The 15131-nt window shown below is 47.1% G+C and carries 15 protein-coding genes; 8 read left to right on the forward strand and 7 right to left on the reverse strand.

Translation table 11 applies throughout. The features are described 5' to 3' along the window. Positions 1-159: 159 nt before the first annotated feature. Together pruA and rpoN are read left to right on the forward strand one after the other, a co-directional pair. Complete coding sequence (gene pruA, locus HP548_RS29050; RefSeq protein WP_175383611.1) at positions 160-1707, forward strand: L-glutamate gamma-semialdehyde dehydrogenase; 1548 nt, start codon at positions 160-162, stop codon at positions 1705-1707. 123 nt (positions 1708-1830) lie between these two features. Beyond that, positions 1831-3135 carry an RNA polymerase factor sigma-54 gene (rpoN, locus tag HP548_RS29055; RefSeq protein WP_175383612.1) on the forward strand — a complete coding sequence of 435 codons (1305 nt, stop codon included), beginning with the start codon at positions 1831-1833 and terminating at the stop codon, positions 3133-3135. A gap of 158 nt (positions 3136-3293) precedes the next feature. Here the strand turns inward: rpoN and HP548_RS29060 are convergent, their stop codons facing one another. Beyond that, the gene (locus HP548_RS29060; RefSeq protein WP_099855685.1) at positions 3294-4724 is read right to left on the reverse strand and encodes an aspartate ammonia-lyase; all 1431 of its coding nucleotides are present in this window, start codon (positions 4722-4724) and stop codon (positions 3294-3296) included. 324 nt (positions 4725-5048) lie between these two features. On the opposite strand from HP548_RS29060, the gene HP548_RS29065 reads away from it, so the two are divergent. The 3 genes from HP548_RS29065 (at position 5049) to HP548_RS29075 (ending at position 8303) form a co-directional block, all read left to right on the forward strand. Further along, a complete protein-coding gene (locus HP548_RS29065) occupies positions 5049-6326 on the forward strand; it encodes a methyl-accepting chemotaxis protein (protein WP_076290212.1) in 1278 nt (425 codons plus the stop codon). A 169-nt stretch (positions 6327-6495) separates the two neighbouring features. After that, positions 6496-7341, forward strand: a complete 846-nt coding sequence (locus HP548_RS29070; RefSeq protein WP_175383613.1) for a hypothetical protein — start codon at positions 6496-6498, stop codon at positions 7339-7341. A 248-nt stretch (positions 7342-7589) separates the two neighbouring features. Further along, positions 7590-8303, forward strand: a complete 714-nt coding sequence (locus HP548_RS29075) for a stalk domain-containing protein (RefSeq protein WP_076290210.1) — start codon at positions 7590-7592, stop codon at positions 8301-8303. A gap of 104 nt (positions 8304-8407) precedes the next feature. Here the strand turns inward: HP548_RS29075 and HP548_RS29080 are convergent, their stop codons facing one another. After that, positions 8408-9382 carry a ring-cleaving dioxygenase gene (locus tag HP548_RS29080; RefSeq protein WP_175383614.1) on the reverse strand — a complete coding sequence of 325 codons (975 nt, stop codon included), beginning with the start codon at positions 9380-9382 and terminating at the stop codon, positions 8408-8410. A 226-nt stretch (positions 9383-9608) separates the two neighbouring features. Between HP548_RS29080 and HP548_RS29085 the strand changes: the two genes are divergently transcribed. After that, the gene (locus HP548_RS29085) at positions 9609-10370 is read left to right on the forward strand and encodes a YwaF family protein (RefSeq protein WP_076290208.1); all 762 of its coding nucleotides are present in this window, start codon (positions 9609-9611) and stop codon (positions 10368-10370) included. A gap of 156 nt (positions 10371-10526) precedes the next feature. On the opposite strand, the gene HP548_RS29090 is transcribed toward HP548_RS29085, so the two are convergent. After that, a complete protein-coding gene (locus HP548_RS29090) occupies positions 10527-11321 on the reverse strand; it encodes an SDR family oxidoreductase (protein ID WP_099855694.1) in 795 nt (264 codons plus the stop codon). A gap of 161 nt (positions 11322-11482) precedes the next feature. Continuing rightward, positions 11483-11740 (reverse strand): YqkE family protein, encoded by a 258-nt coding sequence (locus tag HP548_RS29095; RefSeq protein ID WP_024632484.1) that lies wholly within the window; start codon positions 11738-11740, stop codon positions 11483-11485. Positions 11741-11868: 128 nt separating this feature from the next. Here HP548_RS29095 and HP548_RS29100 point away from each other — a divergent pair, with 128 nt between their 5' ends. Then, positions 11869-12051 carry a hypothetical protein gene (locus HP548_RS29100; protein ID WP_024632483.1) on the forward strand — a complete coding sequence of 61 codons (183 nt, stop codon included), beginning with the start codon at positions 11869-11871 and terminating at the stop codon, positions 12049-12051. A 145-nt stretch (positions 12052-12196) separates the two neighbouring features. On the opposite strand, the gene HP548_RS29105 is transcribed toward HP548_RS29100, so the two are convergent. Further along, positions 12197-12847, reverse strand: coding sequence for a peptidylprolyl isomerase (locus HP548_RS29105; protein WP_175383615.1), 651 nt, complete (start codon positions 12845-12847; stop codon positions 12197-12199). A gap of 257 nt (positions 12848-13104) precedes the next feature. On the opposite strand from HP548_RS29105, the gene HP548_RS29110 reads away from it, so the two are divergent. Further along, positions 13105-14316 (forward strand): MFS transporter, encoded by a 1212-nt coding sequence (locus HP548_RS29110; RefSeq protein WP_076290204.1) that lies wholly within the window; start codon positions 13105-13107, stop codon positions 14314-14316. A 176-nt stretch (positions 14317-14492) separates the two neighbouring features. Here the strand turns inward: HP548_RS29110 and HP548_RS29115 are convergent, their stop codons facing one another. Both HP548_RS29115 and HP548_RS29120 read right to left on the reverse strand, forming a co-directional pair. Then, entirely contained in the window at positions 14493-14702 is a 210-nt protein-coding gene (locus HP548_RS29115) for a hypothetical protein (protein ID WP_175383616.1), read from the reverse strand. A gap of 38 nt (positions 14703-14740) precedes the next feature. Continuing rightward, positions 14741-15109 carry a hypothetical protein gene (locus tag HP548_RS29120; RefSeq protein WP_175383442.1) on the reverse strand — a complete coding sequence of 123 codons (369 nt, stop codon included), beginning with the start codon at positions 15107-15109 and terminating at the stop codon, positions 14741-14743. Between the last annotated feature and the right edge of the window lie 22 nt (positions 15110-15131).

Raw genomic sequence — 15131 nt, forward strand, 5'->3', positions numbered from 1 at the left:
GGGCGGTGATTTTGAAGAAAAAACATTTATTTATAAAAATATTCCTTCTTCAACCGGAGTTGGCACGGATCTTGCTACATATATTGGGTGATGAGTAAAATGCATGGCAACTCAGGCAAACAGCCAGCGAACCCCCACATCTGAAGGAGGAAATCATTTATGAATATCCCTTTTGTTAACGAACCATTCACATCCTTTGCAGTCCCGGCCAATCGGGAAGCTTTTGAGAACGCACTTCGTAAGGTGGAGGCTGAACTTGGCCAGGAATACTCCATTATTATTGGTGGACAAAAAATAACAAGCGCCCGCACGTTATCCTCCGTGAATCCTGCGTACAAAAATCAGATCGTCGGAAAGATCTATCAGGCTGATCAAGAGCTTGCCGAGCAGGCCATCCAAACAGCTGCGGAAACATTTCGCACCTGGAAACATACGGACCCGCATGAACGTGCCCGCTATTTGTACAAAGCGGCGGCGCTCATGCGGCGTCGTAAGCATGAATTCTCCGCTTGGATGGTGTACGAAGCAGGCAAAACATGGCCAGAAGCGGATGCGGACACAGCCGAAGCTATTGATTTTATGGAGTTTTATGCCCGTGAGATGCAGCGTCTGAGTGAACCACAGCCGCTCACACGAATTGCAGGCGAAGATAATGAATTGAGTTATATTCCGCTTGGTGTGGGGATTGTCATTCCACCATGGAACTTCCCACTCGCGATTATGGCAGGCATGACTTCTGCTGCATTGGTATCGGGCAACACGGTTGTATTGAAGCCAGCCAGTACAACGCCAGTTATTGCAGCTAAATTCATGGAGCTGCTTGCAGAAGTGGGTGTGCCGGATGGCGTAGTGAACTATTTGCCAGGGCCGGGCAGTGAGGTTGGCGATTATCTGGTGGACCATGCGCTCACCCGCTTTATCAGCTTCACAGGCTCCAGAGATGTCGGTCTGCGGATCAATGAACGTGCAGCACGCACTGCGCCGGGGCAGAAATGGATTAAACGAGTGATTGCTGAGATGGGCGGCAAGGATTCAATTGTTGTAGATAACGACAGTGATCTGGAATTGGCTGCGGAATCCATCACGGCTTCCGCGTTTGGTTTCTCGGGACAGAAGTGTTCCGCGTGTTCCCGCGCCATTATTCATAAAGATGTATATGACGAGGTATTGCAAAAAGTGATTGAACGAACCAAGCTGCTGAGCATGGGCAGTCCACTTGAAGTCGGAAATCAGGTAGGTCCGGTTATCGATGATAAGGCGTATGCCAAGATCACAGAATATATTGAAATAGGCAGGGGTGAAGGTCGCCTTGTACTCGGGGGTAGTACAGGGAACGAGGCAGGTTATTTCATTGAACCGACCATTATTGCCGATGTGGACCCGCAAGCACGGATTTCACAGGAAGAGATTTTTGGACCGGTGTTGGCCTTTATCAAGGCAGAATCCTTCGGGGATGCACTGGATATTGCCAATAATACCGATTATGGACTGACAGGTGCGGTGATCTCTCGCAATCGCGAACATCTGGAACAAGCCAGACGGGAATTTTTTGCGGGTAATCTATACTTTAACCGCAAATGTACAGGTGCACTGGTGGGTACACATCCATTTGGCGGATTTAACATGTCGGGAACGGATTCCAAGGCAGGGGGAAGGGATTACTTGCTGCTGTTCACCCAAGCGAAGTTGGTATCGGAGAAATATTAAGTTGAGAAATTGGGTTTGGGCCCGCTGACAATCGTTTGGTTTGTATGCTATCATTTCCTGAAAATAGTCTTTGTTCGTCAGTATACTGTAGTAGCTTGAGCAACGCTTATAGGGGGGAGACGGATGTTAGGATTTCAGTTGGTGCAGGAGGGGCGTATTCGATTATCTATTACGCCGGAGATGAAGCAATCCATTCATCTGCTGACCTTATCGGGTCAGGAATTGGCACGTTATTTGCAGGAAGCCGCGGATGAAAATCCGGTGCTTGAGCTAGAAGAGCCCTTTACCCTGCGCCCCCGTCTTCCCCGACGATTGAATCAGGAGAGGTTTTCCTCTTATGATCCGCTGTTGCAGATGAAAGGGGCCGAACCTACACTTGAACAACTGTTGATATCTCAGCTTCGGTTGCAGAATCTTCCGCCTGCAATGGAGAAAACAGCTGTATATTTGGCTGGTTGTGTCAATGAAGATGGCTATCTGACGATGGAATTGACTGAGGTTGTATCAGCAAGGGGAATATCGATGCCTGAGGCTGAAGCAGCCATGGACATTCTCCAGTCGCTGGACCCGCCAGGTGTAGGAGCGCGTAACTTGCGTGAATGCTTGTTGCTTCAGATTAGGCGTGATCCATTCGCTAACCAGCATGCGGAGCACATGGTGGAGGAAGGTCTGGAAGAGTTGGTTCGTTTCCATCCAGGCAGAGCGGGAACAAGACTGGGGATTACGTCACAACAGGCTCAGGCAGCCTATGACTATATTGCTTGTCTTGACCCGAAACCTTGCCGATCCATCGGGTGTACGGAACGTGCACATTATATTATTCCGGATGCCGTTGTGCAGATAAGAAATGGTGAGCTTTCGCTAAGGTTAAATTCAGCGGTTGTGCCGCGGGTATCCTTGAACGAAGCTTGTTGCCGCTGGATCAGGGAGATTGATGCAGATGAGGTCTGGTCAGGCCGGGCAGCAGAGGCGAGAGCGATCATTCGCAGCGTGCGTATGCGTCGCCGAACTCTGATGCGTGTTCTGGCGGCGATCATGACTGAACAGGAATCTTTTCTGCGTGAAGGACCTGCCGGTTTGAAGCCGCTCAATCTGGCGATTATTGCCGAGGTCATCGGCATGCATGAGTCGACGGTGAGCCGTGCAGTCAATGGCAAATATGTTCAGACACCGCATGGTGTCTTTGAACTCAAAGCTTTTTTTGCCTCAGGTCTGGAAACAATGAACGGAGAAATGGCCTCTGCGCCGGCGGTGAAGCTCAGATTAAAAGAGCTGATTCGTTCTGAACGGGCGGAACGTCCATACTCGGATAGCCAACTCACGGCATTGCTCGCGAATGAAGGCATCGTTATCTCCCGCAGAACGGTTGCGAAATACAGGGAAGAGCTTCAGATATTGCCTTCACTTGAACGGAAGCGCTGGGCATGAATGACGTATGCCTTCATTATATATTCTAAACAAGTAACCCCCGCGAGCCGTGGTAACGGTCTGCGGGGGTTACTTGTTCCGACTTAACAGCGATCGGAAGGTTGTTCTATCATCGAAGTGTCAATGTAATCACTCATTAGTTGAATTTAAACAGCGTACTAACGTTCCATATTGTGCAGGAAGTGCTCACCTGCAATACCAGGAGTAGTCATCTGCTCCGGATGCAAAATTTCTTCCAGTTCTTCCGGTGTCAGTAGACCCCGTTCCAGAATAATCTCTTGCAAGGTGTTTCCAGTCTTCAACGCTTCCTTCACAATGGAGGCTGCCACATCATAGCCCAGATGTGGATTGAGCGCTGTAATTACACTAAAGCTCTGCTTCATGATCAATGCACAACGCTCACGGTTCGCTTCCATTTCTTCAACGGCATAACGAGTGAAGACGTCGATGCCGTTATTCATGATTTTCAGCGATTGCAGCAAGTTGAACGCAATAACCGGGCCCATGACGTTCAATTCGAATTGACCGGCTTCACAGGCCATGCAGATCGTATGGTCATTGCCCATAACCTGGAATGATACCTGATTGATCACTTCCGCCATAACCGGATTCACTTTGCCTGGCATAATGGACGAACCTGGCTGACGCGGTGGAAGACGCAGCTCATTGAATCCTGCACGTGGGCCAGAAGCCATCATGCGAATATCGTTACAGATTTTGGACAGACTGACAGCACATACTTTCAGTGCGGCCGACAATTCCAAATAAGCATCTGTATTCTGTGTGGCATCCACAAGATCCTCGGCCGTTTGCAATTTCAATCCTGTCACATCAGACAGATGCTCCGTGACTTTGACGATGTATTCCGGTTTCGCGTTGAGGCCTGTACCTACAGCCGTCGCACCTAAGTTAATGGTGAGCAGGCGGCGATTTGCGAACTCAAGACGCTCAATATCACGTCCGATAACGCGCGCATAGGCACCGAACTCTTGTCCAAGGCGAATAGGCACAGCATCCTGAAGATGTGTCCGACCTACCTTAACTACATCGTTGAATTCCTGTTCTTTTTTGCGGAACGCATCCTGCAAACGTTTCATCGTATCCAGCAGCGTTTCGGACAACCGATACGCAGCAATACGCAGTGCAGTTGGGATTACGTCATTGGTGGATTGGGACATGTTCACATGGTTATTCGGGTTACAGTGGAAATAGTCACCCTTGTTCTGCAATAACAGTTCCAGTCCGCGATTGGCCAGAATTTCATTCATATTCATATTCATGGAGGTGCCTGCACCGCCCTGAATGGAGTCAACAATAAAATGATCTAGATGATGGCCTTTCATCATTTCTTCAGCAGCCATGACGATGACATCGCCAATTTTGCGTGGCAGCATCTTCAGCTCCATATTCGTGATTGCTGCAGCCTTTTTCACCGCAGCCAGAGCTGTAATCAGCTCCCGGTGTACAGGAACGCCGGTAATCGGGAAGTTCTCTACAGCCCGAACCGTCTGTATTCCGTAATAAGCATAAGCAGGAATTTCTTTTTCTCCAATAAAATCTTTCTCCGTCCTTGTGGACAATGTAGACATTTCGTTCGCCTCCAGTGGCATCCAAAAATAGGTCAGCCCCGGCAATGCCGAAGCGCACTCAGTATATCATTTAAGCAAAATGGATGCCAAGCTAAATCATTTCACCCTACTTGCCGATAAATAATTTAAATTAAGGATATCACCTTGGCAGACTACAAAGGAACCAGTCAGTCAAAACTCGTCTTATCAATTATGCTCCACTTAGAGGAGAAGTCATGCATGAAGAATAAGATGGGGGTTAATTTGTCGTTTTCAGTGATCTAAATCACATGTTATTTGGTTATCTACTGGTAAAATAGGAAAAAAGGACTATGAGGTGTGAATATGAAATGGACTTTAGGCGCAAAAACCGTCGCAGGTTTGGTACTGATTTCACTGATTACGTACGGAACTAGCGGCTTTTTTATATTTTTCCTTCAGGACTGGCTCTCGTTCTCCATGCCAAGCTGGTTATATATCTCTATCGTACTTGTCATGGGCGTATGCTGGAACGCAATCCTGGGCTGGTTTGCCTCTCGGTGGTTGACTCGTCCAATTGTGCATTTGTCCCGTGCGGCTCAACAAGTCTCATCGGGGGATTTGACGGCCGAGATTCCAGAGCGGCGAACACAGGATGAAATTACTGTATTATATGATGCTTTTCGCGTAATGGTTTTCAATTTGAGAAGTATTGTAAACGATATTACAGATAGTACACGTACAACCTCTCAGAATGCCCAGTCACTAAGCGAAGCAATTGCCCAGGCAGCGGAGCAGATCGAGATGATGTCTGATGCGGTGGATCATATTGCTGTGGGTGTGGAGGAGCAGAAGACGACTTCACATCAATCGTTGATTACAGCAGATGAGATGTTGAACGATTTTCAGCGTATGCACAGTCAGTCGATTGGGATGACAGAGATGTCCGGCCAGATGGAACGTTCGGTAGATCATACGAAGCAGACCTTCTCTTCTTTGATGAAAGGAATGGACGAGCTGACGGAGTCACACAACCGGTCCCGGGACATCATGGTGCTGCTTGAGAAGGAAGCCTCGGATATTGAAGCCATTACTCAGTCTGTCAAAAACATTGCAGAGGAAACAGGGCTGCTTGCCCTGAATGCTTCCATTGAGGCTGCGCGTGCGGGAGAAGAGGGATCGGGCTTTGCTGTCGTTGCTCAGCAGATTCGTAAGCTGGCAGATGAGAGTAAACAATCGGTGCATCGGATTAATGAGCTGATCAGCCGCGTACAGCAGCGGATTAAAGATACAGCTCAACTGATTCATGAACAGCATGGCCTCGTCGTGAATGAATCCGAGCGCACGATCTCTGTTGATCAGACGTTGCAGGAACTTACAGGTACGGTAGAAGTGTTTATGAAGGGCGCTTATGAAATCGGATCCAAAATTGGGGAACAGACCAGCCGCGTAGAACAAACGCACGGTCATGTGAAAAAGATTCAAGGGAAAGCCGGATCATTCTCGGATGAGGCGAGACGGATTATGGATGCAGCACATGAAGAGACGGCAATCATGCAGGAGATTTCATCCTCGGCAGAAGAGCTGAGACAGTTAACAGATCGATTAATGGACAAAACGAAAGCATTTCGGATGCAGCCTTGAGCTGTTTCCGGGGTGTTTTTTTGCTTATTATGGTTAAAGCCGAACATTCTTTCGTAGAAACTGAAATATGTAAAGATTTTTTTATGAAACATTAACAAATTCGCAACGCTTGGGCGATAAATGAAGATATAATGGTAGTATTCCACTACAGATTAAGGAGCCCAGCATATTGAAAACTTGGACAGGTATCCTGCTGATGATTATTTTGGCGGTAGCGACGATTAGTACAACTTCGTCTGCCCGAACCATGAATGAATCGCAAAAACAGCTTAACATAGATGATCAATCCAGCCAGACCTCAGCGGTCGTGGCTTCCAATATAGAAACAATGAATGAAGCAGCGTTTACAACGAAGGAATCAATTCCTGTTAAGGGAGAGTACGTCTCGGTTGCTCCGGAAAATGAGAATGTAAGACTATACCCCATGAAAGTTGAAGGTTCAGGATATATATATAACGGAATGGTGTTGGAAGTAAACGGCAAGAAACGTGAATTCAGTAAATGGCAAGGAGAAGGCGGATCCTACAAACCCGAAGTGCACGAACTGGATCTGAATGGAGATGGCAAGAAGGAGATTGTTGTGTTGTTTACAGCCGGTCATGGAACAGGCATCTATCTGGGTGAAGCGCATATTATCGATCCAGAAACGCTGGAAGAGATGAAGATGCAATCACTGGATGAGATTGTGAAGCAGCATGTAAATTCGAAAATCAGTATTAAACCAGGTCAGGTGACGGTCAACGTTACCGTTGATGGTGTTCATTCAGAACCTTCCCTGATGGAGGAAGACACGAGCGAGGGAGTGTATAACGAGCAGCTCAAGTTCGGCGGTGTTGTTTATTACAGTGTGGAGAATGGCAAGTTGGTTGTGTCGGCATCTGGTGCATACGGTATGGGCTTGTATGACGGTGATCTTAACTTTGCCTATGACTATAAAGATGGCGAGTGGCAGGCCGTGGACTTGGAATACAGCACGGAAGAGTATGAAGATGAGTACTATGAATCTTTTGATTGAATCGAGTGTTTAGAGAAGAGCGGGAATGCTGAGAACAATGATAAAAAAATATGTCCCCACGGTCTGAAATGACAGAGGGAAACGGGTGAGGCTGAAAAAAATGATGTACTTTTAGCCTCACTTTGTGCTATCCAAAATCGAATTTCATTCCAAGAATTTACCATGAAATGGTTGACACAAGCACTTTAGTCGTTTAAATGTATAAAGGATGGAACTCATCTATTTCATACTTTTAGGAGGGATCATTCATGAAGAAGAAGGTCGTATTGGGTTTAATGGTGGGTACACTAACACTCGGCATCGGCACTGGGGCACTTGCAGCAACGGGTCTGGAACCGATCAAAGCGTATTTGAACAGCAAGATATCTTTGAAATTAAATGGGACAACGGTAACAGCCAAAGATGCCAATGGCAAAACGGTATTGCCAATTACTTATAACGGAACGACCTATTTGCCAGTGCGTGCAGTCGGCACGCTACTGGGTACAGAAATTACGTATGATAGCGCAACCTCATCCGTTAACATTGGCAGCAATAATGGATCTGTACCACCATCCGAAACCGGCAAGCTGACATTAAGTTCGCTCGGAACTGCAGCCTTGGGCACCTCGGATTGGCATACCAAGGATCCGGCCGAAACGGCGTATAAAGGCAAAGATTACAAAGATGTATACCTGCATACCGACACAGCCAAGCAAGGCAAGAGCTTCCAAGTCATGACCCAGAAAAAGTATGCCAAGCTGCATCTCGATTTGGCTGTTCTTGGCGGTTCACAGAAGCTTGAGATTATGGACGAAAACAATACAACGCTCAAGACAGTATCGCTTGCCCCTGAAGACGGTTTGATTGGTGTAGACGTGGATGTTGCAGGCACGGATTTCATCTTTGTTGAAATCGTTGATGAGGCTCCGGGCTCCTCTCTGTTTGTTCCATTGACGACCTCATATTTAACCAAAAAATAAACGAGATATTAAAAACGATTATCGCCTATGCATCAGCCGGACGGTTATTCCGGACTGGCATAACGATAATCGTTTTTTTTGTTCTTTTGGGACGTATGATCAGGTTAGCGAATTACGGTATCGAGCGGTTTGAGATTCGCTTCAATCTCTGCACGACGACCTTCAAGGAATGGAGGCAATGCCAGGGACTCTCCAAGATAAGCCAGTTCTTCATCCGTGTCGAAGCCGGGACCATCAGTTGCCAGCTCGAACAGAATACCATTAGCTTCACGGAAGTACAGGGAGCGGAAGTAGAAACGGTCTACGAAACCGGAGTTCGGGAATCGGAAATTATGAACCCGTTCTACCCATTGTTTTAGTTCTTCTTCATTATCGACGCGGAAGGCAACATGGTGCACACTGCCTCGTCCAGGGCGTTCTTGGGTAAGGTCATTTCGTTCTTCGACATGCACCTCGGAGCCGCTACCACCTTCACCGGATTCGAAGACGAGTACATCGGGTTGGCCTTCGACAAAAGCAGGATAGGTTCCTTTTTGACGGAAGCCGAGCAGTTCGGTAAGAACTGGAGCGGTAAGGGACGCATCTCTAACGGTAAGATGGACTGGGCCCAAGCCGACAATGCCATACTCGACAGGCACAGGGCTTTGATCCCAAGGTTTGCCCCCGGCAACACCTGTATTGTGTTCATCAGAAACAAGGATCAGACGTTGTCCTTCAAAGTCCGTGAACGAGAGAGTGGCGCGCCCCCCACGTTCGGTGATTTCTCCATGAGGAACCTCGAATTCGTCAAAACGCTGTTGCCAGTACGTAAGGGCTGCATCGTTAGGAACACGAAGTGACGTTGCTGAGATACTGTTCACGCCTTCACGTGTCTGTCCGGCCATTGGAATTTCAAAGAAAGTAAGCTCGGTACCCGGATTCCCTTTTTCATCTCCATAGAAGAGGTGATAGACGGAAACATCATCCTGATTGACTGTTTTTTTGATCAATCGCAAACCCATGACGTTGGTGTAAAACCGATAATTCTCAGCGGCGTGTGCGGTCAGTGCAGATACATGGTGAAGTCCTTTGATTTGCATTATAAATTCCTCCTGGTGGTTAATTTATTTTTTATAATATTCCGTTAAGAAAGTTACTAACTTTTAGTTTGTTTTGTTGTTGAATTTATCTTAACATAAAGATATTTAAAATACAATCCTAATTTAGAATTCCATCTGGACAGTACACTCATTCAATGACAAAATGAAAAAGTTAACATTAAAGAGATATATTGTGTTTGTGTAACATAAAGGAGTGAAGAGGAGCATGGCTTATCCACCGTGGCTGGACCCTTATGACGCAGAACCGTTTATACTGTTTTCCACTTCGCACCTATGGGCGATTAGCCTTATTGCTGCATTAATTATATTGATGTTCCTGTTTCGGAATTGGCTGCGGTCCTGGGCACCGAACACACGCCGTAGCTTTCGGATTGCTCTGGCATGTGTCATGTTCGGCTGTGAGATTGTGCTTCAGATATGGTACATATATGGGGATGTGTGGAGTCTAAAGACTTCATTGCCGCTGGAGTTATGCAGTTTGTCACTATTGTTATCTGCGCTGCTATTATTGACACGCAGCAGACTGCTGCATTCTGCATTGCTGTTCGCAGGAATAGCTGGTGCCTTGATGGCGATCGTAACGCCTAATCTTGGCTATGCTTATGAACATTTTCGTTTCATTCAATTTTTTACGGCTCACGCTTGTATTATTCTGGCGTTACTCTATATGACTTGGGTGGAACAGCTTCGTCCAAGCTGGAGAACTGTTGTGGGGTCGATGATATTTGTGAATGTGGCTGCGTTAGTTGTATACGGTGTGGACGTCCTGCTTGACGCTAATTATATGTTCCTGAGACACAAACCGGATACACCTTCAGTTCTCGACATGCTGGGACCTTATCCTTTGTACATTCTTGGGGAAGAGGTACTGGCGTTAGTCATGTTCTCCCTAATGTACGTCCTGCTCTTTGCGATTCCGGAGCGGCTGAATAATCGAGTGAAGAGAGGAAAGAGTTCTGCGCTCTAGTTAAAAGTCATCCCATACCAATGGTAGGCAGAGGGAGCTGTTCTTCGTTCTTCTATAAAGATATATTTAAAACTAAACATCCCGCAGCGGTCTGGATATCCAGATCGTTTGCGGGATGTTTGGCTATTAACTCCACATGGGACATGTTTCTAATTTTTATCCACGGAGCAAAGATTCCGCTCCATCCACGTAGATCCGGGTACCGGTCACATGGGAAGATTCATCGGAAGCGAGGAAGAGCACCAGATTGGCGACTTGCTTCGACGTTCCAGGTTCACCTTTGAGTGGATGTTCATGACCTTCCGGAAACTCAACTGGAATCTGTACTTCTTTCAGATCGTCCGAAGGATAGGTGTTGTCACCGATGTTGGTATCAATGGCCCCCGGACAGACCGCGTTGACACGGATTTTGTAACGGGCCAGTTCCAATGCAGCCATCTTCGTAAATGCGGTCTGACCTGCTTTACTGGAAGCGTATGCAGAGAACCCGATTCCAGAGAATACACGGTTACCGTTAATGGAACTCGTAATAATGATGCTACCTCCGCGGTCTTTCAAATGGGGGATGGCATACTTCACAGTTGCGAACGTGCCGCGCATATTGATGCCCATCGTCTGATCCCAGTCCTCCGGTTCCATCGTTTCAATGGGAGCCATCGTGCCATTAATTCCCGCATTGGCAAATACAATATCGAGCTGTCCAGCTTGCTCCGCAACCTGATTGATTGCTTTTTGCACGTTGTCCGGTTTGGAAATATCACATTCAATGACGTGGGCTTCTCCGCCTGCGTTCTCAATCGTCTGTTTGGTTTCCTTCGCATTCTCCGGGGTCCGGTCCAGCATGAACACTTTGGCCCCATGCTCAGCGAAACGAATGGCTGTTGCCTGACCAATTCCTGAGCCACCTCCGGTTACAATCGCAACTTTCCCTTGCAAACGTTGTTCTGTCATCCTGATCCCTCCGTATCGTATGAATTATCAGTAACTCTCTCTCTACTTCTACATACCCGACTAAAGAGTGATGAATCAAATGTACGATACAAAAAAACAGGACCGTTCAACGGCCCTGTTTCTATCATTTAGATATCATGATGATCTGATTGCTGCAAAAGTTACTTATGTTTCTTCCAGTCCATCGAACTGTTATTCAACAGGTACTCAAAATCATTATCTTTTCGCTTCTGTTCAGCTTTACGCGCTTCTTCCGCCTGCAGGCGTTCCTGCTCTTTCCGGTCTGCCTCCGCAGCCTTGGCTTCATCGGCCTGAGCTTTCAGTTTCTCTAACACATCACTGCTCAGCAGATCCTTTAGGGTAGTCGGTTTATCCTGTGCTGCTTTGGGAGCAGGGGTGTGTTTTTTAGATTTTGCCATAGAATAATCTCCTCTCAAAAACATGAATCAGCTTCCATTATCGTTCAGTAAACTTATTATATCAGGTTCACCAAACCCATTCCATGAAACTGCGGGACAAAAGCAGGAAATAGGAGGTTACGTGACGAATGAAAACGGGTATAAATTCATATATTATTACCGATACTGCGACTATTCCCTGGAGAAAGGAGTCGTTGTTCGTGGAAGTAAACCGTAGTTTACTGAAAGGGCTTGCATGGGGTGTTGCTTTCAGCTGTCCGTTATGGATTGCGATCATCGGTTGGTTGCGTTTGATGGGATGGATGTATTGAGACCAGCGGGTTGCAGAGCTGCTGCATATAGAGTTGTGCCAGAAGAGGGCATTTTTTATAAAGTCATTTATGTAAACGCTAACATTGAATAAAGCTCTGCCTTGCGTGAATACGCAGGACAGAGCTTTTGTTTGTCTTCCAAAGGTTAAGGCATTTTTACCGGTTCTGGATATTCCAGACCGTGGGTGTCGACAGTGACTTTTTTCATCACCTGATCGGTAACCGGTTTGTCTTGTGCGCCTATTTTCTGAGCAGCGATTCCATCAACGACTTCCATACCTTCTGTAACTTTACCGAATGTGGCATATGCATTATCCAGATAATCGGCATCCGCTAACATGATGAAAAACTGGGAGCCTGCGGAGTCCAAATTATCGGATTTACGCGCCATGGAAATCACTCCACGAGTATGATTCAGATGGTTTTTGTGACCATTAGATGTAAACTCACCTTTAATGGTATATCCTGGGCCGCCCGAACCATCACCGTTTGGATCGCCACCCTGAATCATAAAGCCTGGGATAACACGGTGAAAGTTCAAACCGTCATAGAAACCTTTATTGGCGAGTGAGATGAAATTGTACACGGTATTGGGTGCAATTTCGGGATATAGCTCAATGACGATTTTCTGCCCGTCTTGCATTTCAATTGTGGCCACTGGATTTGGCCCTTCGGGTGCAGCTGGGACTGGTGTTTCCGTCGCGCTGCTTGCAGGGCGCCCACAACCACTAATGACGATAAGCAGCATCGCTAGAACCAGCGACACAGCTGTTGTTTTTTTCCACCGAAAAGACATGAGAACGTTCCCCCTTGCATCTCTGCATAATATATTTAGTCAGAATTATTTTCGGATAATCCCTCAACTATCATACCGTTTTTGCGGACAAGATGGCAATGCAAGGCAACATATTATGGGCGATAAGGGATGGTGTAAATGCTTACAGAGGTGTAAAATAAGGAAAATGCTTCCGCAGTCAGGGACGTACGGGTCTGTTCCGTCCGCTCCAATACACGGCAGTCCCGACGTCATTAACGGAAAGGGCGTGCGGGTATATGGACTTCTCGTGGAAGCGTAATCTGGTGATTTTGTGGATTGGTGTGTTTTTTTGTAGCACCGCTTATTCAATCTCCATCCCATTTCTGCCTTTGTTTCTGAGTGGCGATCTGGGCGTTCGTGATCACCTGGAGTTCTGGTCAGGGCTTGCCTTTGGCATCACGTTTCTGGCAAGTGCGCTGGTGTCTCCTTTCTGGGGATCACTGGCTGACAAATACGGGCGCAAGCCAATGCTGATCCGGTCGGGGTACAGCCTTGCGGTTTTGTATTTGATCAATTATTTTGTGCAGGATCCCTATTCACTAATCGTGGTTCGTTTGTTTCAGGGGTTGCTCGCGGGGTTTGTTCCGGCGGCGATTGCACTGGTCGGTACCAATACACCGGAAGAGAAGACTGGGTATGCACTTGGTATCATGTCAACAGCCGGGGCAACAGGAGGCATAATCGGTCCATTGATTGGCGGGGTCGTAAGCCACTATTATGGCAACCGGAATGCGTTTTTATTTTCCAGCATCGTAGTGTTGGTCTCGGCGTTGATCGCAACCTTCTGGGTCAAAGAAGAGAACTTCAACAGGAACAAGGCACGTTCTCATGTGATGGATGACATCCGTGAAGCCAGGGCAAATCGATTGTTTATTACGGTGCTTGGCATGATGGGTATCTGTACCTTCTCCGTGATGATTCTGGAGCCATTATTGACCGTATACGTGATGGAAATGGGCATTCAGCCCGATCGTGCTTCACTTAGCTCGGGAATTATTTTCTCTGCGGTTGGTGTAGCTACGGTTATTATGGCGCCGCGCTGGGGTAAGATCGGTTCACGAATCGGATATGGCAAAGTTCTGATCATTGGCCTCGTTGGTGGGGCGATTGGTAACCTGCTGCAGTTTTTCACTACAGGTTATATTGGATTCGGCATCTTGCGTTTTGTGTATGGATTATTCTTTGCTGCGGTGTTCCCGGCGATTAATGCAATGATTGTGCAAGTGACTGAACCTGGCTTCCGGGGAAGAGCATTCAGCCTGAATCAGTCGGCTTCCCAGATCGGTACGATGGCGGGGCCGATAATCGGTGGTGTTCTGGGTGGCTGGTTGCCGATTCGTTGGATTTTTATCATCAATGGAGTGGCGCTGCTGATTACCGCGATTGTAGCGAAATGGTCCCGACTGGAGGAGAAGTTGCCGGGGTCGGGCAAACCTTTGGCGAAGTAATCAAAAACGTAAAACGTTAAACGGTTTATCAGATAGAAGAGATAGGGATGGCACCGTACGGATACGGTAGCCATCTCTTTTTCAGGATACAGCCTTTGTTATTACGAAATTAAAGCAAAAAGAAACCTCTTGAGCAAGAGGTTTCCTATATTCCTTAATGAATCTGTAATGCGTTCCTATTCATCCCAGGATGAATCTTTTCGTGGACCTTCAACGCCTTCATTGTTTTCCTTTGGAATGGCATGTTCAACAGCATCAAGTTGATCCTCATCTGCTAGGGCTTCCGGAAAGGAATCTTCCGTAAATAATCCAAAATTCGGATCAATATCCCGTTCGGTTACCAGATTATCGGGCTCATGTACTTGTCGCTTATGATTATCCTTCATCGTGACTGCACCTCCTAATTCAGGCTGTGACAAGAGGATTAGCGCCGTGGTGGAATATCGCTCTCCGGTTTGGCATCTGCTCCAGCGCCGTTTAACAGGTCCGTCCCGTGAAGCGCATTGGGATCGGGTGCGGCAGGATCAACTGGACTATTCGGTTGGATAAGATCAGCATCAGGGACGGATTCGAGTGCAGGCTCCGCTGTTCGTGACTCCAATTCCGGTTCTTCCGTAGCCGCTACAAGTGGCGGATTCATTGTATTTTCGGTATCGATACGTTTCCCCGTAACTTCATCAAAAGTGTCTATGTCACCTTCAGGAACTTCGGTTTCCAGTGGAATATCACGTGACCTCTGATAACGGTCGTAGTAACGTTCGCTCTCTTCATTACTAATCGGTCTGTCTGACATAAGTAGCACTCCTTTTTAGTGG

Origin of the sequence: Paenibacillus taichungensis, assembly GCF_013359905.1 — a bacterium.
GTDB lineage: Bacteria > Bacillota > Bacilli > Paenibacillales > Paenibacillaceae > Paenibacillus > Paenibacillus taichungensis.

Coding starts and splice junctions, on each gene's coding strand:
- pruA (WP_175383611.1), top strand. CDS start 160: ATGAATATCCCTTTTGTTAACGAACCATTCACATCCTTTGCAGTCCCG.
- rpoN (WP_175383612.1), top strand. CDS start 1,831: ATGTTAGGATTTCAGTTGGTGCAGGAGGGGCGTATTCGATTATCTATT.
- HP548_RS29060 (WP_099855685.1), bottom strand. CDS start 4,724: ATGTCTACATTGTCCACAAGGACGGAGAAAGATTTTATTGGAGAAAAA.
- HP548_RS29065 (WP_076290212.1), top strand. CDS start 5,049: ATGAAATGGACTTTAGGCGCAAAAACCGTCGCAGGTTTGGTACTGATT.
- HP548_RS29075 (WP_076290210.1), top strand. CDS start 7,590: ATGAAGAAGAAGGTCGTATTGGGTTTAATGGTGGGTACACTAACACTC.
- HP548_RS29080 (WP_175383614.1), bottom strand. CDS start 9,382: ATGCAAATCAAAGGACTTCACCATGTATCTGCACTGACCGCACACGCC.
- HP548_RS29085 (WP_076290208.1), top strand. CDS start 9,609: ATGGCTTATCCACCGTGGCTGGACCCTTATGACGCAGAACCGTTTATA.
- HP548_RS29090 (WP_099855694.1), bottom strand. CDS start 11,321: ATGACAGAACAACGTTTGCAAGGGAAAGTTGCGATTGTAACCGGAGGT.
- HP548_RS29095 (WP_024632484.1), bottom strand. CDS start 11,740: ATGGCAAAATCTAAAAAACACACCCCTGCTCCCAAAGCAGCACAGGAT.
- HP548_RS29100 (WP_024632483.1), top strand. CDS start 11,869: ATGAAAACGGGTATAAATTCATATATTATTACCGATACTGCGACTATT.
- HP548_RS29105 (WP_175383615.1), bottom strand. CDS start 12,847: ATGTCTTTTCGGTGGAAAAAAACAACAGCTGTGTCGCTGGTTCTAGCG.
- HP548_RS29110 (WP_076290204.1), top strand. CDS start 13,105: ATGGACTTCTCGTGGAAGCGTAATCTGGTGATTTTGTGGATTGGTGTG.
- HP548_RS29115 (WP_175383616.1), bottom strand. CDS start 14,702: ATGAAGGATAATCATAAGCGACAAGTACATGAGCCCGATAATCTGGTA.
- HP548_RS29120 (WP_175383442.1), bottom strand. CDS start 15,109: ATGTCAGACAGACCGATTAGTAATGAAGAGAGCGAACGTTACTACGAC.